General features: G+C 37.0%; 14 protein-coding genes and 3 pseudogenes. 11 read left to right on the plus strand and 6 right to left on the minus strand.

Annotated features, from left to right (window positions below):
* The first annotated feature begins 112 nt into the window (after positions 1-112).
* From RTR43_RS16120 to RTR43_RS16130, 3 genes are read left to right on the plus strand one after another with little or no spacing between them, the layout of a single operon-like run.
* Positions 113-1,687, plus strand: coding sequence for a spore germination protein (locus RTR43_RS16120; RefSeq protein WP_312473250.1), 1,575 nt, complete (start codon positions 113-115; stop codon positions 1,685-1,687).
* A 27-nt stretch (positions 1,688-1,714) separates the two neighbouring features.
* The gene (locus RTR43_RS16125; RefSeq protein ID WP_312473293.1) at positions 1,715-2,818 is read left to right on the plus strand and encodes a spore germination protein; all 1,104 of its coding nucleotides are present in this window, start codon (positions 1,715-1,717) and stop codon (positions 2,816-2,818) included.
* A complete protein-coding gene (locus tag RTR43_RS16130; RefSeq protein WP_312473251.1) occupies positions 2,802-4,013 on the plus strand; it encodes a Ger(x)C family spore germination protein in 1,212 nt (403 codons plus the stop codon). Before RTR43_RS16125 ends, RTR43_RS16130 begins: the two co-directional genes overlap by 17 nt.
* 134 nt (positions 4,014-4,147) lie before the next feature.
* On the opposite strand, the gene RTR43_RS16135 is transcribed toward RTR43_RS16130, so the two are convergent.
* Entirely contained in the window at positions 4,148-4,345 is a 198-nt protein-coding gene (locus RTR43_RS16135; RefSeq protein WP_312473252.1) for a hypothetical protein, read from the minus strand.
* Positions 4,346-4,445: 100 nt separating this feature from the next.
* Between RTR43_RS16135 and RTR43_RS16140 the strand changes: the two genes are divergently transcribed.
* Positions 4,446-4,613, plus strand: coding sequence for a zinc ribbon domain-containing protein (locus RTR43_RS16140; RefSeq protein ID WP_312473253.1), 168 nt, complete (start codon positions 4,446-4,448; stop codon positions 4,611-4,613).
* Between the two features lie 237 nt (positions 4,614-4,850).
* Positions 4,851-5,150 carry a BC1872 family protein gene (locus tag RTR43_RS16145; RefSeq protein WP_312473254.1) on the plus strand — a complete coding sequence of 100 codons (300 nt, stop codon included), beginning with the start codon at positions 4,851-4,853 and terminating at the stop codon, positions 5,148-5,150.
* Between the two features lie 165 nt (positions 5,151-5,315).
* On the opposite strand, the gene RTR43_RS16150 is transcribed toward RTR43_RS16145, so the two are convergent.
* Positions 5,316-8,252, minus strand: coding sequence for an EAL domain-containing protein (locus tag RTR43_RS16150; RefSeq protein WP_312473255.1), 2,937 nt, complete (start codon positions 8,250-8,252; stop codon positions 5,316-5,318).
* A 906-nt stretch (positions 8,253-9,158) separates the two neighbouring features.
* Between RTR43_RS16150 and RTR43_RS16155 the strand changes: the two are divergent.
* Positions 9,159-9,485 (plus strand): annotated as a pseudogene (locus RTR43_RS16155) (sporulation initiation factor Spo0A C-terminal domain-containing protein); the annotation flags it as partial.
* Positions 9,486-9,766: 281 nt separating this feature from the next.
* Here the strand turns inward: RTR43_RS16155 and RTR43_RS16160 are convergent.
* Positions 9,767-10,189 (minus strand): ester cyclase, encoded by a 423-nt coding sequence (locus RTR43_RS16160; RefSeq protein WP_312473256.1) that lies wholly within the window; start codon positions 10,187-10,189, stop codon positions 9,767-9,769.
* A 244-nt stretch (positions 10,190-10,433) separates the two neighbouring features.
* On the minus strand, positions 10,434-10,709 hold the full coding sequence (locus RTR43_RS16165; RefSeq protein WP_312473257.1) for a DUF4190 domain-containing protein: 276 nt from the start codon (positions 10,707-10,709) through the stop codon (positions 10,434-10,436).
* 1,403 nt (positions 10,710-12,112) lie between these two features.
* Between RTR43_RS16165 and RTR43_RS25745 the strand changes: the two are divergent.
* A pseudogene (locus RTR43_RS25745) lies at positions 12,113-12,451 on the plus strand (C40 family peptidase); the annotation flags it as partial.
* A 445-nt stretch (positions 12,452-12,896) separates the two neighbouring features.
* Here the strand turns inward: RTR43_RS25745 and RTR43_RS16175 are convergent.
* Positions 12,897-13,190 (minus strand): Spo0E family sporulation regulatory protein-aspartic acid phosphatase, encoded by a 294-nt coding sequence (locus tag RTR43_RS16175; RefSeq protein WP_312473259.1) that lies wholly within the window; start codon positions 13,188-13,190, stop codon positions 12,897-12,899.
* 764 nt (positions 13,191-13,954) lie between these two features.
* Positions 13,955-14,791, minus strand: a complete 837-nt coding sequence (locus RTR43_RS16180) for a TetR/AcrR family transcriptional regulator (protein ID WP_312473260.1) — start codon at positions 14,789-14,791, stop codon at positions 13,955-13,957.
* Between the two features lie 301 nt (positions 14,792-15,092).
* Between RTR43_RS16180 and RTR43_RS16185 the strand changes: the two genes are divergently transcribed.
* The 4 genes and pseudogenes from RTR43_RS16185 to RTR43_RS16200 all read left to right on the plus strand — a co-directional run bounded on the left by RTR43_RS16185 (position 15,093) and on the right by RTR43_RS16200 (position 21,209).
* On the plus strand, positions 15,093-18,179 hold the full coding sequence (locus RTR43_RS16185; protein ID WP_312473261.1) for an efflux RND transporter permease subunit: 3,087 nt from the start codon (positions 15,093-15,095) through the stop codon (positions 18,177-18,179).
* 382 nt (positions 18,180-18,561) lie between these two features.
* Positions 18,562-18,801 (plus strand): annotated as a pseudogene (locus RTR43_RS16190) (ATP-binding cassette domain-containing protein); the annotation flags it as partial.
* Between the two features lie 140 nt (positions 18,802-18,941).
* Positions 18,942-19,637 (plus strand): ABC transporter permease, encoded by a 696-nt coding sequence (locus tag RTR43_RS16195; protein ID WP_312473262.1) that lies wholly within the window; start codon positions 18,942-18,944, stop codon positions 19,635-19,637.
* Between the two features lie 399 nt (positions 19,638-20,036).
* Entirely contained in the window at positions 20,037-21,209 is a 1,173-nt protein-coding gene (locus RTR43_RS16200; protein ID WP_312473263.1) for an NAD(P)/FAD-dependent oxidoreductase, read from the plus strand.
* Positions 21,210-21,227: the final 18 nt, after the last annotated feature.

Here is a 21,227-nt window from a genome sequence, read left to right on the forward strand (position 1 = left end):
TCTTATCTTCCTGACTGGAAAGTTTTTTTGCAAGCTTTTATTGCATTATCCATTCCTTATGTGATCTCGAGGTTTTTTGAGTGGATTTCCCATCAAAGGAGGATTGATGAAAATGAGACGAAAGATTATAAAGAACAGACAACTCAAAAAGCACGGCAATCAAAGTGAGAAAACGCAGAGATTTAAGCCTTCTCAAGATTCAATAGGTCATTTCACCGGGGAGTTTACGATAGATCTCGAACGCGTCAGGCAAGAAATCGGTCACAACTCAGATGTTCACTTTAGGGAGTTTCATATCGGGAGCACGGGTATTCGGGCGGCAATCATTTTTGTTGATGGACTTTCAGATAAAGAACTCATCGATAAATACATAATGAAATCATTGATGATAGATTTTTCCGAAGAATATAAACAGGATCCATCTATTTTGAATCGAACAGTTTCAAAAGAATTTATTAAAAATCAAGTCCTTTCTGTTAGTGAATTAACAGAGGTACATGATTTATATGATTTGGTTTCCAAAGTATTGACAGGTTCGACTGCACTGTTAGTTGCTGGAGTGCCTGAAGTGCTAATTCTTGGAACAACCAAAGGGAAATCACGCAATATTGAAGAACCAGTTTCGGAACCATTAGTTAGAGGTCCACGGGTAGGCTTCACAGAAACCCTAAGCGATAATACTGCCCTTTTGCGACAGCATGGTGATAATCGCAGTTTAACCATCATTCCTTTTCAAGTAGGAATGCGTGCTAAAAAAAAACTAGTCATCGCCTATATGAATGAGATTGTTAACCAAGATTTAGTGGAAGAGGTCAAACATAGAATCAAGAAAATTAATATTGATGATTTACCAGAATCAGGCTATGTAGAGCAATTGATCGAAGACAATTACCTTAGTCCTTTTCCACAAGTACAAAATACAGAGCGCCCCGACCGCGTTATCGGCGCCTTAATGGAAGGAAGGGTGGCGATCCTATTAGATGGTACACCTTTCGCTTTGATCGTTCCGGTTACATTAAGCATGCTGCTGCAATCACCCGAAGACTACTATGAGCGGTGGTTGCCTGGTTCACTTATCCGCTTATTGCGCTATTTTACCGTTTTTATATCTCTTTTTGCACCTTCCTTGTATATTGCCTTTATCTCGTTCCATCCAGGAATGATCCCTACTAAATTGGCTATGTCCATAATAGGAGCACGAGAAGGTGTTCCTTTTCCTGCACTTATCGAAGCACTAATTATGGAAATATCCATCGAAATTTTACGGGAAGCCGGACTGCGATTGCCCAAGCCGATTGGCCCCGCAATGGGGATAGTCGGTGGACTAATCATTGGTGAAGCTGCTGTTCAAGCTGGGATTATCAGTCCCGTTATGGTAATTATCGTGTCGTTAACCGCCATATCCTCCTTTGCCATCCCACAGTATAGCGTAGGGATTACGTTACGAATCCTTCGCTTTGCAGCTATGTTCTGCGCTGCCATGTTGGGATTGTATGGGATCATTCTATTTTTCCTCTTACTTTGCAGTCATTTGGTGAAGCTGAAGAGTTTTGGAGTACCTTTTATCAGCCCAGCAGCACCTTATCGAGTAAGTGATTGGAAAGATTTTATGATACGTATGCCGCTCATGATGATGAAACGCCGTCCAAAGTTGATGCAAACGAAAGATTCCATCCGTAAAGGATAGCTCAATATGAAAGGAAATGAACGAGCGATGATAGTCAATCAAAAAGACCGAATTACCACTTCGCAAGCAGCTGTTATCCTCGTCAATTATATTCTTGCAGCAGGTATCCTCACCCTGCCCCGAACATCTGTTGAGAAGGTTAAAACACCAGATGTTTGGATAACAATTATTCTAGGCGGACTGATTGCGATAATGGCAGGAATCATCATAGTCAAATTAAGCCAACAGTATCCTAAAAAAACCTTTTACCAATACAGCCAGGAACTGATGGGAAAATGGGTAGGCGGATTAATTTGTCTACTGATCGTAGGTTACTTTTTTACACTTTCCGCATTTGAAGTTAGAACGCTGTCAGAAGTAACAGGTTTTTTTTTATTGGAAGGCACCCCCTCCTGGGCCATCATCATGCCGTTTATGTGGATTGGACTTTATCTGATTATCAGCGGCATCAACCCGATGGCCCGTCTGTTTTTGATAATATTCCCAATTACGGTCGTTATTTTTTTGCTGGTGGTCTTTATGAGCTCAGGAATATTTGAGTTAGATAATCTCCGTCCGGTTTTAGGATTGGGAATCAAGCCAATGTTAGCAGGGCTAAAGGCAACCGGACTCATGTTTTTAGGTCCTGAAATTATGTTGCTCCTTGTAGCGTTTATGCAACAGCCAGACAAAGCAGTAAAAGTCATTCTAGTTGGGGTTTCCATCCCCATGATCTTTTATGTCATTACCGTTGTGATGGTCATCGGAGCATTATCTGTTGATGGAGTGGTCACGAGAACATGGCCGACAATTGACCTAATGCGAAGTTTTGAAATTCCCGGTTTACTCTTTGAACGGTTTGAGTCTTTGTTACTTGTGATATGGATTATGCAAATATTTGCAACCTTTACCATCACCTATTATGCAGCTGCTTTGGGGTTTGCTCAACTATTCAAAAGGAAGATTCAGCCATTTATGTATGGATTGATTCCGATTATTTACATTATTGCCATGACCCCGAAAAGTATTAATGACCTTTTTAAACTTGGGGATATGATTGGCAATGCCGCGTTGCTTTTATTTGGTGTAATACCACTGCTTCTTCTAATTGTCTCGAAATTAAAGGAGGGAAAACATGAAACAGAGACATAAAGATGTTCGGCTCCTCTTTCGTTTCCTGTCATTTCTTTTACTCTTGACTCTTACCGGCTGCTGGAGTAGTAGAGAAATTGAAGACTTAGGGTTAGTCGTGGGTATTGCATTGGATTTAGAGAAAGATAAGAGTCTTGAGGAAGCGTTAGAGAGGAATGAAAACAGATATCCTGACAAAGCTTTGATGACGATTACCAATCAACTTGTCACCTCCCAGACAACTGGTGCGGGAAAAAAGGAAGGGAAGCCACAGCAAAAAGCTTACAATAATGTTTCTGAATCAGGCGATGCCATCCTTCCTGTTTTACGTGATATGATATTGAGAAGCGACAAACGTGCCTTTGCTCAGCATTCAAAAGTGATTGTCATTGGGGAGGATCTTGCACGTACAGTGAATTTGCAACAAATTTTAGATTTTTTTCTTAGGGAGCAGGAGATCAGGCCAAGCAGTATCATTTTAATCGCTAAAAACCGTGCGAGTAAAACACTCGAGTCGAAAGAACCATCTGTTATTCCAGCACTCCATCTCATTCAAATTTCAAAAGGTCAAGAAAGAACCACAAAGATTTTGCCTACTATGCCACTTGCTAAATTAAATGGGAAATTACATTCAGAATCCAGTTTTCTTTTGCAAAATGTGAGCATGAAGGATGGGGAAGTAAAATTTGCAGGAGCTTCCTTGATTGATGGAAAGGCAAAAAAACTACGTGGTTTTTTTAATGAGAAGGATTTAGAAGGTATAACATGGGTAACTGGAGAGGGTAAAGGCGGTCTAGTGAAAACTAGGGATGAAAAGACAGGTCAGCCAATTATCTACGAGATAGAGTCAATGAAAAGTAAAATTCGACCACATGTTGATGGGAACAACATCTCTTTTGAAGTAAAGATCAGTTCTGAAGGAAGAATTGCTGAAAATTGGGTAGTTTCGGGGGAACTTTCTGAAAATGAATTTCTGAAAAGAGCAGAAAAAGTGAGTAAAAAAGAAGTGGAGCAATTGGTGAAGAATGTATTAGACAAAACACAACAGGAATACCATGTAGATGTACTAGGGTTTGGAAACCGATTGAGAATTGAGTATCCAAAAGTTTGGGAAAAGGTCAAAAAAGATTGGGATCAAACCTTTAGTAAGATCCCGATCAAATACAACGTAAAATTAACCATCAAAGATTATGGGACATCAGTCTCAAACAAGTAAGTCCCCTTATGAGTTTATTACAAAGCCATAGTAGGGGCCAGATGTGAAAAGGCGCGTTCTTTTTTAAGAATAGCGCCCGATACTTGAAAATTGCTTATAGTTAATGAAAGTTATTAATAGTAACATTCACGTAATTATTCTTCTTCATCTTCACCGAAAAAATCTATTAAAAAGGCTACAATTTCATCTTTTTCGTTATATTGGATAGATACTGGATAGAAACCGTCTCCGGGCCCTGACATTGATACTGCGCCTCCAGCTAGTACTCCACCTTGATCATCTGATGCCACCTTATCACAGCAAGCTACATAATACTTAAGTCCACTCTTCATCCATTTCTATATCATAAACATTTTGCACTTCATATGTAATCATTTCGTCTCTGCCGTACACCAATATATTCCGGCTTGTGCTGAGTCAACAGCAATATCTTTGTCTATTTCTGATTGTATTTGGATCTGCCCCCATTGTAGAAAAGAACACGATCGTGATACCAACGCGGCAACTAACATTAAAGAAGAGGGAATAAGATTATTAATAATGTCTCAACCTATGAATTTTTTACCGCAGGAACTGCGGAGTGTGCCTGTCAGCATCTAAGATGCTGTTTGTCGTGCTTTTGGACAATGGAGGGAGTGTAAGGACGCTTCATAATGAAGTACAGTTCTCAATGAAGCAGGAATCCTATTGGCTAGATTTAGGTCTAAAAAGGGTTTTAACGTCCAAAGGACCCTAGAATCCTGCGACTTTAGTCGTGAGAGGTTCAATTATATGGGATAGGAACCATGAAAATGGTAAAATAATAAAAAACTAGAGAAAAAGGTGGGCCACGAGGATATGAACAAAATCGAAATAATAGCACGTCGAATACTAGGTTGGAAATTAAATACTTGGGATAAATGGTATGATTACGAAAATGGTATTTTCATTCAAGGGTTTCAACCCGAGCAAAACCTTGATCATGCGATGCTAATTGTTAAAAGGCTAGAAGATTTAGGATTTACTTATACAACAAAAGGGGTTTCCGAGGTCTGCTTTAATGAGGTATGCGCAACTGGTGATACGTTAGCACAAGCAATCACGAATGCTGCCTACTCACTCGCTGATAATAGCACAATTGCTGATGAATGGCTGTAGAAATTTCGTACCTGTCACGCCCCTAGTGACAAGTAATGGAATGACAACGTTCTGCAACTAAAGAACGTGTTTAGTTGCAGAGCGGATTTTATTTCAATGTTTATTCAATGTCCTTCTAACGGAATTGCCTCAAATGTGTCTAGGTAAAAGCCCATACCCTTGTATTTAAGATTGGTTACTATTTAACTGTTTGAAGTACTGATACTTATCTTCTTTTACTAGTTTATATGGGGGGAGGCTTGTGCTGTTTTTTAATAATTCATTAAAAGTATCAAGCAGACTAGCCAATGAAGTCTGTTCGTCTTCACCCATGATAAACTTAATGCCGTATTCTATAAGATCCTCGTTAATTTCTTCTTTCCAAACAATACTTCCATTCAATTGAAGGGGCTTACCAAGGATTTCCGTTTTAAACTCAAACTGGACATCCCCTCTAACAGGTAATCTTAGGTTTGAAACATAGCGAAGACCGCCAATGCTCATATCTTCAATTAATACATTTGATTTTCCTAATTGCATACTACGACCTGCAATGGATATAAGCCGCATATCAGCCGCAAGTGGATAGGGGAAATGAAGTCGGTCATGTTTTCGTTTGTTTTGTTTTGCTTTTAATTTAGGGTCCATTGGTGGCAATGTCTTTTTTTGTAAAATCGGTTCAAACTCATCTGTTGGAACTGGGTGGCTAAATAAATAGCCCTGAATTTCATCGCATTGCTCTTTTTGCAGAATTTCTAATTGCTGAATCGTTTCCACACCTTCTGCGACGACTTTTATTTGTAATCCTTTGGCCATATAAATTATCGATTTTGCGATAAACAAGTCTCGATCGCTTTGGTCCATGTTCCGTATGAATGATTTATCAATTTTAATCACATCAAATGGAAATTTTGTTAAATAGGCAAGGGAAGAATAGCCAGTTCCAAAATCATCTAATGCAATTTTTATTCCCAATTCTTTTAATGAATCAATGGTGTTTTTTACCATTTTTTTATTATTTAATAACAAACTTTCCGTAATTTCAAATTCTAAATCATCAGGATGAATGCCTGCTTCTCGAATTACTTTTGCGACTGTACTAGGCCAATCTGGTTTCATAAAATGAACAGCAGAGATGTTAATGGAAATTGGGACAGTTTGTTGTTGCTCTATTTTCCATCTTTTTATTTGATTACATACTTCTTTTAAGACCCAATCATCTATTTCTGTAATTAAACCAATTTCTTCAGCTATCGTGAGAAATTCGTGGGGAGAAATAATCCCCCATTCTGGATGATTCCATCGGATCAGAGCTTCTGCACTAATGATTTGATTGGAATGCGCATCGACTCGAGGTTGATAAAAAAGAGTCATTTCATTATTTTTTATGGCTTTTTTTAAATCTCGTCCAATGCTAAAGGCTTTATATGACTGAATACTACTAGAGTGAGAGATTATTTTATAATTGTTTTTACCACTTTTTTGAGAATTGTATAACGCAAGATCAGCATTTCGTAATAATTCGATACTACTTACTCCATTATAAGGGTATGTACTAATCCCAACACTTGCCGTCACATACAATTGAAAGTCTTTAATATAGAAAGGCTCTTTTAAACTTTCAATCATTTGATCAGCCTTTTCTTTCAGTGACTCAATCGAACCCATCTTTCCTATTAATACGATAAATTCATCACCGCCATGGCGGGAAAGCATATCATCGGAAGTTAAGTGTGTAGAAAGACGTTCAGAGATTTGTATTAACAATTCGTCGCCAATTTGGTGTCCGAGCGTATCGTTAACGTATTTGAAACGGTCCATATCGAAAATCATAATCGCAAATTTTTGATTACTTTTAGCATACTCATCCGTTAGTTGTTGTAGCTTTTCGTAGAACTTTTGTCGATTTGGCAGTTTCGTTAAGTAATCATAATCAGACAAATACTTAACTTTTTCATTTAATACTTTTTGCTCTGTAATATCTGTACTTAGGCCATTTAATTGAATAAGTTTTCCGTCAGCATCTAAGGTTGGAATCGCATACTCCTGCACCCATCTAATGTCACCATTCTTATGAATAATGCGGTATTGGTGATGTAGGGTATTTCCAGCTTCTAATTTTCGCTGACCTTCCAAATAATTGGGTAAATCTTCTGGGTGAATAATAGAGGTCCAGAGGATTCCATTATTAAATTCTTCTGTTGAATAACCACTTATCTTTTCGCTACCCTTTGAACTGTTTAGGCATTGACCAGATTGGACATTCGTCGACCAAATTCCTATATCAGGGTTGCTATAAAGCTGATTTAACTGTTTTTCTCTTTCGGATACATGATCATAAATTTTGCTGCTTGTGATATCTTGAATAAATCCAATCAAACCATCAAGATTTCCCTTTTTATCGAGAAGAATTTCTCCATGTTCATAAAGGTAACGAACGGTTTTATCTCTTCTAAGTAATCTATACTCTATTTGATACCCAGTCCTATCACTTAAAGCCTTTTCAATTGTATGTTTTACTCGATTGCGATCGTCAGAATGTACATATTGTAAAAGTTGGTTAAGTGTGGGGGAATCCTTTTTTCCCCCATTTATTCCGAAAATAACCGGAAATTGTTTAGAAAAATAATGGCGATCGTTGATGGCATCGTAGTGGAAATTGCAAATATTTTCAAGCGCATTAAAGGTATCCTGGTGCTTTTTGAATCGAAGCAGTTCTTCTTCCAGCGCTTTATATTCAGTAATATTTTTTACGATTACATAGATATCCATGCCAGCATTCGTTTTTATAGGAATAAGTGTGACGTTGATATCGATGGTCTTTCCGTTTTTACAGCGCCCCATGGCATTAAATTTTTGCTTCATGCCTAAGAGCGCTTTTTCAAAAAATTGTTTTTCTACAATTGTTTCATATTTAATGAAGACATCTAAAAATGGTTTTGTGAAATCCTGATCAATATACCCATATTGTTTAGCAAATGCGTGGTTATAAGAAACGAGGTTTCCGTCCGTGTCTAATTTGATAACAGCATTCAAGTGATCATAAATTTGAGGATGAATAGCTCCCATACTAGCTATGGGGTGAATTAATTGTTCTATTGTCGTTCGAAAAAGTCTTTTCATTCCTACAACTACCTCTCACTTGATGGAAATAATGAAACAAAAAATCGATATAATAACCATTTTTACATATATGAAACAGTATTCTCATATTTTAGGTTACCATGGCTTTCGGTACCTGTCACTACATGAATTTTGTGAACAAAATCTGGTGCTAGGCGCCATCCTAGTAATTTCAATCTATCATGGTGGTTGATGTAAAAATTGTATTAGTGGTAAGTAACAATAAACGGTAGGATGAGATTCGCTGATAAAACCTTGATTTTCGCTGATAAATCATAAAATTCGCTGATAAAAGGATAGATTTAATCAAAGGTATGATTGTTGTTGGAATATGGGGATATACGTTGAGTCTTGTAGGTTCATTAGAATGGAATCATTTTCTGGGGAATATTGTTCTTTTTTCTGTGAAATCGTAACGGCTGTTCGACAAAATCTTTTCTTGCGAGATGAACCAAAGCTCTCAATCACAGGGTTTATTACCTATTTAATAAACGATTGAATAGGTTGGATAATTAAACGATCATTGAGGTGTTTTTTTCAAAAAGGTACATTATAAAAAACTCTCGGTGTCAGGCACCATCCCGATAACGTTGAACACAAATGGCTAGGAAAAGGATAAATATTTTTAAATAATAATTACCAAATGATAATGTTATAATATTTGTAAAACTTGTTTAGTTAAAGGAAAGGTATTGTAAAATGAAAGAAACTACTGATATATTGATTGAATTATTAAGTGATGTTAAAAATATGCAAAGGGAAATTTACGAGTTAAAAACGATTTTACATGAACAACAGATGAAAATAATCCAATTAGAACAAAAGATCATTGAACGAGATGACGTAGATACAGCAACGAAATCAAAGGAAAAGAAGGAATATAACGCAATACTAGAAAGAAACCGAGAAAAAGACATAACAAGCATCATACACCAAGTGGGTATTCCAGCACATATAAAGGGCTATTTGTATATAAGAGAAGCGATATGTATGGTTTGTAATGATTCTACTCTACTTGATTCAATTACTAAAAACATATATCCGTATATTGCTAAAAAATATAACACAACTGCAAGCCGTGTTGAACGTGCCAGTCGTCATGCAATAGAAGTGGGTTGGCGTCGCGGAAATATGGATGCCATTTCTTCTTTGTTGGGATATACAAGCAGCGTGCCAATACCAAAGCCAACAAATTCCGAATTTATTGCTTCAATTGTTGATAAAGTGAAGTGAATTTCTCGATCATGGAATGAGTTTACGCTCATTTTTTAGAGTCGCTGATAAAAGTGACAGACTCGCTGATAAACCATGAAAAGTCGCTGATAAAAGTGACAGACTCGCTGATAAACTATGAAAAGTCGCTGATAAAAGTGACAGACTCGCTGATAAACCATGAAAAGTCGCTGATAAGGACTTCCTTAATTCAAAGGAATTGTAAGGTCAAATAAATCATCAAAAGAAGCCGATGATTCGGCTGCTTTGATGATGATAATGCTTTTTTGAAAAATAATATATTACCTGAGTTTATTGCGCTCTAATTGCTTTTGAATTCCAGACCGATCAATTTGAATCCAATATTCTTTAATTTTTTCTTCTTCTATTCTATATACTGCACTGGCGATTTCAATAACTGGGAGTCCTGTGGGTGAATACCCATCAACTTCTCCTACATGTGTGCCTACTTGCTTCCAACGTACATATACCTTATTTCCATGAGCTAGCATTTCTTGAATGTCTACAGAAAAGGTACCGTAGGCTTCGATCATCTCTCTGACATGATCAGCATAATCATGTGGGGTTCTTATTACGGTAACGTCTTCTTCGGAAATCATTTGGTGAGCTATTACTTGTTCTGCCATTAAGTTTATTGCGTAATCAGGATTATGACCTGAGCGTACTTCCTCAAAAAATGTTCTAACAATTTGTTCTGGTGTCATGTGAACTCCTCCATATTAGTATCAATCATTATTCTACCAGATGCTACTCGAATTTAGCCTTCCATGCATATTGGTTACTACCATTTTTTAATGCTGAAAATAATATTTTCTTTTGTAGATAAATTGGAAATTCAAATTGGCAGTAAGACTTTTAAGATGGTTTTTATTCAAATGAACAGATATAAATAAAGGCGACTGAATTCCAGTCGCCTAAAAAAGAATAATATAATTGCAAAAAACTTACTTATAGAGAACTCAATGAAGCTATGCCAATCCAGAATAAAAGTTTCATTAAAATTGTAACAGCACCTAAAATAATAGAAGTTATAGACATGCCTCTTTTTACTGTCTTTTTCAATCCAACAGCACCAAAAATGATTGCTAATACTCCTAAGATATAAGGCAAAAATGGAATAATATTTAAAACAACGCCAATAATACCCAATACTAATCCGGCAACGGCTAATCCATTTCCATCTGCCTTTTGCACTATAATTGTGTGAGTTTGTTCATTACTCATATCATTCACTCCTTTCCAATATAGGTATTATGTAAATTATCATAGGGTATTTTTACCACCCTATGATAAATTTAGAATTTTATATAAAATATGTCAACGTTTTTCGAGGAATTAGACAAAATAATTTACCTATCACATAATGAAGTCAAACACCAATGTATACTCTTTTCTTTCAAGGTTATAATGTATTTTTTTAATATTCTGTTTTTTATTACAGATTATGATATTTTAGAGAATCGTAGAATAATGAGTGGGTAGGGTTAAAACCTAATTATAAGTTAAATAGTATAGTTGAAGATGATCTCATTAAAGATTAAAAAAAGATTACAAATTGGTTACATAGAGCTTTTAAATAAGGTGAGAAAATCGGGTTTAAACACCTTATAGGTTAGCATTCGGTGGTACTTCTATTGTTTGTAATGTTAAGCGTATATACTTCCATTTATGTTATTTAATTTATAAATTACTGATAAATAACCAGATTTGGTGGATGTTTTTCGTATTAAGTTTATTTATTATATTTATAGATTACATAAATGACATTTAAGGAAGTGCAACAATTGAAAAAGAATCTAGTAACAGCAGCTGCAACTGCTGGGCTTATAGTTACTGCTTTTGGAGCCTCTGCAAGTGCACAAGAACCTACATATACAGTTCATCCAGGAGATAGCCTTTGGAAAATCTCTAATGTAAACCATGTTTCTATTAATCAATTAAAGGATTGGAATCATCTTTCAAGTGATACAATCTATGTAAATCAAAAGCTATCACTTACCTACACAGTTAAATCAGGTGATAGTCTTTGGGTAATTGCAAAATCGTATGGTACAAGTGTAAGTGACCTTAAGAACTTAAATGGATTAACATCTGATTTCATTCGGATCGGTCAGCAATTGAAAATATCAAGTACTCCGGCTTTGACATCTACTACAACTTCTAACAATACGTCATATATTGTCCAGAAAGGTGATTCCCTTTCTGTGATAGGGGCTCGATTTAATCAATCGGTTTCCCGACTTAAATCAATGAACCAATTAACAACTGATACTATCTATGCAGGACAAAAGCTAATTGTGAGAAGTGCGGGGTCAAATGCAGTTATGACTACCGAAAAACCTATTGCGAAGTCTGATTCAACAGCAGTTGAAAAACCAGCAACACCGTCTGATTCAGCAGCAGTTGAAAAACCAGCAACACCGTCTGATTCAACAGCAGTTGAAAAACCAGCAACACCGTCTGATTCAACAGCAGTTGAAAAACCAGCAACACCGTCCGACTCAACAGCAGTTGAAAAGCCAGCGGCACCGTCTGATTCAACAGCGGTTGAAAAACCAGCGGCACCGTCCAATTCAGCAGCCGTTGCAAAATCACCGGCAACTGCTACTTCAACAGTACAGACAATTATTGATGAGGCTAAGAAATATATTGGTTCACCATATCGCTGGGGGGGAAATACTCCTGCAGGATTTGATTGTAGTGGTTTTACCAAATATGTATTTGATAAACATGGCGTTTCATTACCACGAACAGCTGCGTCACAATGGGATGCAACCACACCTGTAAATTCGCCAAGTGTCGGGGATCTTGTCTTTTTTGAAACATACAAAGTAGGACCATCACATGTTGGAATCTACTTAGGAAACAACAAGTTCATTAGTGCTGCATCATCTGGTGTCACCATCTCTGATATGACATCATCGTATTGGAAGACTAGATATCTCGGTGCAAAATCTGCTTTTTAATTTTCATACAATAGGTTACGAATGGATTTCGTTGATAATTACTGAAATCAATATACAGGTAGCATAATAAGAGCAAACCATATCTTTGAGATGACACCTGCCAAGTGAGGCAGGATAGGTATATAAATGGTTAAACCTCCTTTAAGGGGGTTTATTTTTTTGTAAAAATTTGGCGATTTTCGCAAATACAGTTGCTTTTCTTACTAAAATTGCCTAATTCCTTTGATTAGGATGGAAATTTTTATTCACTTCATGATTTTAAATGCTAATCCCACCAATTTTTCGCTCAAAGGTCTTGCTATATTCAGTTTATCTTGGAATTAAAATGGTTTATCAGCGAGTATGTTCCTTTTATCAGCGACATTTATGATATATCAGCGACTTTACTACTTTTATCAGCGACTTTTAAGTAGTTCTAATTTTATCTACCATTACTCAGCCTTTGCTATTGAAATATTATTTCATCAAGTTTTTGGACTGTTCTAATGGTATCAAGATAATTAAACTCATTTTGTTTCCAAATCTCGATAAGTTCAGATGTTGGCATGTTAACGAGTTTTACTATTTTCTCTTCAAAGTATTCTTTTATAAGTAAATCTAGCTTAATTGATAGTGAAATATATTCGGAGCTCGCAGACCCTTTTTGAATATATAATTCATGTAAATTACTTTTAAGATGAAATATTTCCATTAAGAGTTTTATATTTTCCTTTTCAACATATTCCTTTGCCTTCATCATACACCTCGAATTATTAATTTTTTTAACTATGATTTTGGAAAGCATGATGATAGGAACTTATATGTTCCTATTAAAGAAGGAGCCTTTGAATGTAATTCCATAACCGATATTGATAGTAGCACAGTCGGATTTTTATGTGAACGCGGATTTGAAAAGAACAAATATTGCAAAAAATGGTAAATGATATTGATATATCAATGGATAATAAACCATCTCTATTTAATCCTTGATACTAAGCGATTTCTATTTTGGAGGAGGTTTTTAGCGCATCGGAATAAATTTTAAAGTAATAGTATTTTGTCTAAAAGTAAAAATATTTATAAATTACTAACAATTGATTAATTGGGGAGCTAGGTACGTCCAGCACCAATTTCATCGTTAAATCAGCTTCCGATGCAGGGACTTCGAAGGGCAAGAGCAGGTTTTGTAAACAGTTCCCTGTAAGCAGGGAATCTTCTTACTTAACCTTCTAGCATTGCAACTTCTAGTTAAAAACCAACGGGAAAATAAAAAAATAGAAGGGTAAATTCTATTTTTAGACGGGGAAGGGGATAATTCACCCAAACAGGTAACTTTTAAAAAGAGAACTAAGGAAGAAATCTGCCCGAAAGATAAGCAACTCTTCCATAACATAAGAACGCCGTGAGATACCACTGTTAAAATTAGTGTTTGATTGAAAGGGAAAATGGTCACGTTTTGTCCTAAAGATATTAAAAAGAAAGGCAGAAGGCTAAAAAGCAAAAGCGTTCTGTCTTTCTTAATTTTTAAAACTCAAAATAACCACGAAGTAAATAAGAGATCCATTTGCAATGAGGATGATTTCGAATGTTTTCTAGTAACCCTTTTACAATCGCAGGACTTAAAGTTGGTTCAAGTAACTGCTCTTTTAGCAGGATTAACGATTCTTTTTCAATCGGTTCTACCATTTCTTTTATTTTTTGTTCCATGATTTCGAGGATCTGTTCCTTCTTTGTTCCTTCTTCATTCATTGGATGGTTAAACATTTGAAAAAGCTCTTGTGAGATAAAGGGAACAGTTGTATGTCTCGCAAGTAAATTTGTTTTTTCCACAAGCGACTGAGACAGTTTGTTCACGTCCAACGGCGCATTATAGAATAAAAATAACGTAGAGTAAGTATTCATAAAGCCTTTAATACAATAAATTAAATCATATTTTGTTTGTTTGACCTCTTCGCCATATAAACGTTCAATCATTGATAAGATAACTGTCTCGAATAATCTGTCGTAGTAATGCATTTTTAAAATTAATTCTTTATTAATTGTTTGCCCTTGCTCTTTCATGAGAATTTTGGCGAAATCAGATTGCTTATGAAAAGAATCAAACGTTGCGTAATAAAATTTATATAATAGTTCTTTATCATCATTTGTGTTTCTGACTATATAGTCAATCTCAGAGATGAATTGCATCATAAAATGATCAATTAATGCTAAAATCAATTCGTCCTTTGACTTGAAAGATAAGTAAAAAGCACCTTTAGAAATACCACAATGCTCTGTTATTTGCTGAACTGAGGTGGCTTCAAAACCTTGTTTTGCAAAAAGTTCTAATGCTTTTTCCATAATTAGTTGTTTTTTTATCATATTACTTGATCGCTCCTATGGTCAAAGATGTCCAGCTTCAGCGCTTAGGGGCTCGAGGTCACAAGCCAATCCGTCCAAAAGGTTAAAGAACAACCTTTCGGCAGGCTCGTCTTGTGCTTGGCTACAAAAAGCTAACGCTTTATGTACGCATTAAGGGCGACTAAGCACTTACCAGTGCTAAATCGCCCTATATCACCCTCGACCAAGGCGCTTGCGCTTCTCTCAATTCGTTGACAAATGACTCATTAGTCATTATTATAAGGAAATGAGCTTGATAAGTCAATTTAGGGTAGGTGTAATAGTGAAGGGTTTAGTCAATTTTGTCCTAAAAAATAAACTAGCAGTATGGCTGCTTACCATCATCATTACAGTATCTGGTATTTATTCAGGTACAAGGATGAATATGGAGACGATTCCGAATATCTCGATTCCTTACTTAATGGTAATGGACGTATATCCTGGAGCCACTCCTGAAAAAGTAATGGAAGATGTGTCTAAGCCTATTGAAAAAGCGTTAGAAGGCCTTGACCATGTGAAATCCGTTTATTCAAATTCATATTCTAACATGTCCAGTATTCAAGTAGAATACGAATATGGTATAGATATGGATGAGGCGAAACGTGCCTTACAATCTGCGTTAGATGCAGTGAAATTACCAGAAGGAGCCCAAAAGCCTACAACTACAGCCATTAGCATGAACATGATGCCGGTTGTTGCCTTAAGTGTAAGTAGTTCAAAAGAGGATATTGTTGGATTAACGTCAACAGTACAGGAAAGTTTATTACCAAAAATCGAGAAAATCAATGGTGTTGCGTCTGCAACGATTACAGGTCAGCATATTGAAGAAGTAGACCTGACGTATAATAAAGCAAAAATGGCTCAATTTGGCTTAACAGAAGATAAAGTCAAACAAATGATTCAAGCAAGTAACCTAGCTGTTTCATTAGGACTCTACCAGTTTAAAGAAGGTGAACAAGCTGTAGCCATAGACGGCAAGTTCATGACCGCTGATGAATTAAAGAATATGCTTATTCCTGTCACACCTTCAGCCGCAAATCCGTCACCATTTGTGAAGCTTAGCGATATTGCGACAATTGACGTAGTAGGTAAAGTACAATCGATTTCCCGTACAAACGGTAAAGACGCTATTGCGATTCAAATTGTCAAAGGTCAACAAGCCAACACGGTTGATGTTGTAAACAAAGTGAAGAAGTTAGTTAAAGAAGAAAAGGCAAAAGTTGATGGTCTTGTCATTGATGTAACCCTTGATCAAGGGAAACCAATTGAAGATTCCGTATCAACGATGATTGAAAAAGCGTTATTTGGTGGTTTAATTGCCGTATTAATTATCCTTCTATTCTTACGTGATTTCAAATCAACGATTATTTCGATTGTATCGATTCCCGTTTCGATTTTCATGGCGTTACTGCTGCTAAACTGGATGAATATTACGCTGAATATTATGACGCTTGGTGCGATCACGGTTGCCATTGGTCGTGTCATCGATGACTCGATCGTCGTAGTTGAAAATATTTATCGGCGACTCCATTTAAAAGAAGAGAAATTAACAGGTCGCGCCCTTGTACGTGAAGCGACAATTGAAATGTTCAAACCAATCATGTCCTCAACCTTAGTAACGGTTGCGGTATTCGCACCACTGATCTTCGTTGGTGGAATGGTCGGTGAACTGTTCATGCCGTTCGCCTTAACGATGGCGTTTGCGCTTGGGGCTTCGTTACTTGTGGCGATTACCATCGTTCCGGCCCTTTCGCACTTCTTATTTAAGAAAAAGTTATATGGTGAAAAGACTAAGAAAAGTCATAAAGAGGCTGGGGAATTAGCAAAATGGTATAAATGGTTCCTGGAAAAGGTTCTTAACCATAAAGTAATTGCTTCAATCCTTGCTGTTGTTTTATTAGCAGGCAGTTTGGCATTAACGCCTTTAATCGGCTTTAGCTTCATGGGTAGTGAAGAAGATAAAGTGATGTACTTATCGTACACACCAAAAGCAGGCGAGCTGCCGGAAGATACACAGGCAAACATTAAAGTAGTCGAAGAGAAGATGCTCAAACGTGATGATATTAATATCGTTCAAGTATCCGTAACCAAAGCTGGTGATACCTCGGCAGCGATGATGGGTGGTGGCGGATCAGGCGGTGCATTAATGTACCTTATTTTTGACCCGAAAATGGATAACTTCCCAGAAGTCCGTGATAAAATTGAAAAGTATGTGACTAACATTGGTCAAACAGGCAAATGGAAGAGTCAGAACTTCGGTTCGATGTCGGGGTCTACAAATGAAGTCAGCTATTCATTCTACAGTGAAAATTTAGATAAACTAAATAAATCTGTAAAAATGGTAGAAGGCGTTTTGAAGAAAAATAACGGCTTAAAAGATGTTACTTCAAGTGCAGAGGATGCCTACGTTGAGTATACATTCAAAGTAGAACAAAATGAATTACTGAAGTATGGTTTAACAACGGGGCAACTCGTCATGATGTTAAGCCCAGCAAAAACACAAAATGTGTTAACAACGGTTGAAAAAAATGGTGAAACATTGGATGTCATCGTTCAGCAAGAACAAGCTGCCCAACCAAAATCAATCGATGATATGTTGGCAACACCAGTACCGACAGCACTTGGTACGACAATGCCGCTTTCTGAACTTGTCACTGTGAAGAAAGGAACAACCTTAAATACGCTTGCGCGTAGTAAAGGTGAATACTACGCAACCGTTTCAGGGAAAATTAAAGGTGCGGATATTTCAAAAGTAACATCTAAAGTAGATAAAGATATAAAAAAATTAGATTTACCTAAAGGTGTTACAGTTGATGTTGCTGGTGTAACGGCAGACATGAATGACACATTTACAAAACTTGGTTTAGCAATGGCTGCGGCAATTGCTATCGTGTACTTCATCCTTGTTGTCACATTCCGTGAAGGTGTCGCACCATTTGCGATCCTCTTCTCGTTACCATTTGCGGTCATTGGTTCATTTGTTGGTTTATTAATCGGCGGTGAAACCATCTCTGTCTCTGTCATGATGGGTCTATTAATGTTAATCGGTATTGTTGTCACGAACGCGATCGTCCTTGTCGACCGGATTATTCATATGGAACGGGATGGAATGGGTATGCGTGAAGCGATACTAGAAGCTGGGGCAACGCGTCTTCGTCCAATCCTGATGACAGCAATCGCTACGATCGGTGCGTTAATCCCATTAGCCCTTGGTTCAGGCGGTGGTGGTTTAATCTCGAAAGGTCTTGGTATTACCGTAATCGGTGGTTTAACAAGTTCAACGTTATTAACGCTAATTGTTGTACCAATCGTTTATGAAATATTGTCTAGGTTATTCAAGAAAAACCGTAAAGAAATAGAAGAAAACTAAAGGATTTATCCTACAATGCTGGTTGAAATTTAGAATTTGTATCAGCACACTAGGAAAAGTTACCTGAGCCAGGCGCATGACGCCTGGCTTTTTGCTGTTTTTGGAGGGGGACTGAAGGTGTTAGTGGGTAAAATGGAGAAAGTGACGGGTAGACTAGAAAAATTGACGGGTAAAATCTAATTTTAGACGGGTAAATCATTCAAAATGACGGGTAAATCGGTAAGTTTCCTTTGTCTCAGTCGAAGCACTCCAGTTCATACGCCGCTAAACGGTCGCTTGCGCATTTCTTAAGAACTTAAGATTTTTGTAAGAAATGAGTAAGAAAAAAGAGATTTCCATATCTTACAATAAGAGTAATCAATTGTTGAGGAGAGAATATAGCATGTCTTATCTATTAACAACAAACATTCTTACAAAAGTGTTTCATGGTAAAGAAGTGATTTCTCAGGTGAATATGAATGTAAAAAAAAGAGAAATCTAAGAGGTTCTTGGTCCAAATGGTGCGGGGAAAACGACTATAATGAAGATGATGGCCAATTTAATTAAACCGACAAGCGGAGAGATTAAAATTTTTGGAGTAAAATATGAAGTGTTAAAAAGGATGGAATCCATTATTGAATATACGAATATATGATTCCAGCATAACTCAAATGGATATTTCCAAAGCCTTTGTCCTAAATGATTTGCTGTGGAATCGATAAGTAAGAAAATGAATTCTTTAGAAGACTACTTTTTAAAAGTTAATTAATGGGGGTAGGATCCATGCTTAATCTTATTAGATTAGAAATGAAAAAATATAAAATCGGCAGTTCTATTAAAGGGGCGCTGGTTGCAACTGGTATTATTTTTGGTGTTATTCTTTTAGGTCTATATGGCTCAAAACTGGATCATGAACTTGCTTTCGAAAATTACGAAGTTGCCTTTAGTGCGATTGATACTTTAGTAAGAGCTGTTTTTATTATCTTCGCTTCTACTTTAATTGCTAAACTTATTATTGACGAATATAAAAATAAGACGATAACGATATTATTTATGTACCCGATCAATAGAAAGAAAATCATTATCGCAAAGCTAATACTTATAGTCATCTTTACATTTACGGCGATTATCTTTGCAAATACGATTATCACTACTTTGTTTTATTTTTTTAATGAAAAGATGCAATACATCCCAGATACGCTTTCACTTATTGTTGTAAAAAAACATGTATTGAAGGTTCTAATGAATGCTCTAGCTGCAACCGGAATGAGCTTGATACCTCTATTTTTTGGTATGCGCAAATATTCAGTTCCAACAACCATCATCTCCTCGATAATAATTGTTTTCATCATTTGCTCTAACAATGGTGGAATGTCATTAAATAATATTATTATCATCCCTATAACCCTAGCCATCATTGGTGTGTTAATTGCCTATTTGGCAATTAAAAATATCGAGAAGGTGGATCTAATCGAATAATAAGAGCTTAGTAGATAATCTATTCTCTGTACTTGGCTTAAGTCTCTCAAATTTAGTGATTAGAAATTTAGAAAAGATTGATATAGTTAAATAATGATATAGCTTTCAAACAATTAAAATTGAATGCTATTCAGTAAAATGTGAAACCGATTTTTCTTAATGTAGGAAAAATCGGTTTTTTAGTTCCAGATATTGTCTTAGTGTGGGCATTACGTCAAGATGTTGGCAGGACTCCCTTTAAGAAAATAATGAAAGGAATGGGTTGGAAGCAAGGTTGAATTGAGTGTTCACATCTATGTCACAATTGAAAGCAAAGTTTAGTTGAAGTTTCTCGTTCCTGTCACAAAATGAGTTTTTAATTCGTTATATGTGCAAATCAGCTAGGAGGAGTGGATTTGTATGAAAGAACGAATATGCATCATAATTGGTGGCGGATACGCCGGAATTAATGCTATAAAAGCCATTAAAAAAAACATGAATGGGATCCCATTGCGGATTATTCTGATTGATAAACAGCCTCATCATCTCAGAAAGGTGCTGCTATTTAAACCAGCTGCGGAAGGTGCAAGTATTACTATTCCTTGGTCAGAAATATTTACTGAAGATATCTCTTTCCTTCAAGGTATGGTTACGGGGATTAAAAGCGAGGAAAAACGACTACAATTTGAAGATCCAAAAGGGAATTTTCATGATATAAACTACGATATTCTGGTCGTTGCAGTCGGTAGTGATATCCGAAAGCCAGCCCCTGATCAAGGCGGAATTGCTTTAACAGACTTGAATGCTGCTGCTACCATTCACCAGCATTGGAAGGCTAATTTGCTGAAGGCCACCGAGGAGACAAACACGTCTGAACGCCAAAGATTGCTGACCGTCGCGGTTGCAGGCGCGGGTATTAGTGGCATTGAAACTTCCGCAGAACTAGCTTATATTTTGCGGAAGGAAGCCGAGGCTTTAGGAATTGATCCTGCGGAGATCAGAATATTCCTCATTAATGCACGGGATCGACTTTTTCCAGAAGGGCCTGCTAAGGTGGGAAGAAAACTAGAACGAGCCCTTAAAGAGAATGGAGTAACCGTTCTTCATCGGAGCAAAGCAGTACAGGAGAAGGACGGTCTGCTGAGAATGACCGGTAGCAAGCCGATACCTGTCGGCTTATGTGTTTGGACACTTGGTCTAATGCCGAGCCGGGCACTCCGTAGCTTGGGATTGCCACTCACGCCCGATGGCCAGGTCATTGTGGATGCCAGTTATCGTGTCAAAGGGGCACCGGGCGTCTACAGTATCGGGGATTGTGCACATATTGCCGATCCGGTAAGTGGGCGAAGGGACAGAATGACATGTAAGGAAGCTATTCCTCAAGCAGTCCGGCTGGCAAAAGTTATCGCAGCGGATATAAACAATCGCCCTGCCCCAACACATCAGGCGTATATGGATCTCTTCTGCATCAGCTTGGGGCCAGAACGAGGAATGGTATGGATTCATCAATGGGGACTAGATTTCCTGTTCACAGGAAAACTGGGTTGGAAAATCCGAAAATTCACTTGGGATTCTGCAAGTCTAGTAAAATAGAAGGTAAGAACGATAGTA

Origin of the sequence: Neobacillus sp. (assembly GCF_031988165.1) — a bacterium.
In the GTDB taxonomy this organism is placed as follows: Bacteria; Bacillota; Bacilli; order Bacillales; family Cytobacillaceae; genus Neobacillus; species Neobacillus rhizosphaerae.

Coding starts and splice junctions, on each gene's coding strand:
- RTR43_RS16120 (WP_312473250.1), top strand. CDS start 113: ATGAGACGAAAGATTATAAAGAACAGACAACTCAAAAAGCACGGCAAT.
- RTR43_RS16125 (WP_312473293.1), top strand. CDS start 1,715: ATGATAGTCAATCAAAAAGACCGAATTACCACTTCGCAAGCAGCTGTT.
- RTR43_RS16130 (WP_312473251.1), top strand. CDS start 2,802: ATGAAACAGAGACATAAAGATGTTCGGCTCCTCTTTCGTTTCCTGTCA.
- RTR43_RS16135 (WP_312473252.1), bottom strand. CDS start 4,345: ATGAAGAGTGGACTTAAGTATTATGTAGCTTGCTGTGATAAGGTGGCA.
- RTR43_RS16145 (WP_312473254.1), top strand. CDS start 4,851: ATGAACAAAATCGAAATAATAGCACGTCGAATACTAGGTTGGAAATTA.
- RTR43_RS16150 (WP_312473255.1), bottom strand. CDS start 8,252: ATGAAAAGACTTTTTCGAACGACAATAGAACAATTAATTCACCCCATA.
- RTR43_RS16160 (WP_312473256.1), bottom strand. CDS start 10,189: ATGACACCAGAACAAATTGTTAGAACATTTTTTGAGGAAGTACGCTCA.
- RTR43_RS16165 (WP_312473257.1), bottom strand. CDS start 10,709: ATGAGTAATGAACAAACTCACACAATTATAGTGCAAAAGGCAGATGGA.
- RTR43_RS16175 (WP_312473259.1), bottom strand. CDS start 13,190: ATGATGAAGGCAAAGGAATATGTTGAAAAGGAAAATATAAAACTCTTA.
- RTR43_RS16180 (WP_312473260.1), bottom strand. CDS start 14,791: ATGATAAAAAAACAACTAATTATGGAAAAAGCATTAGAACTTTTTGCA.
- RTR43_RS16195 (WP_312473262.1), top strand. CDS start 18,942: ATGCTTAATCTTATTAGATTAGAAATGAAAAAATATAAAATCGGCAGT.
- RTR43_RS16200 (WP_312473263.1), top strand. CDS start 20,037: ATGAAAGAACGAATATGCATCATAATTGGTGGCGGATACGCCGGAATT.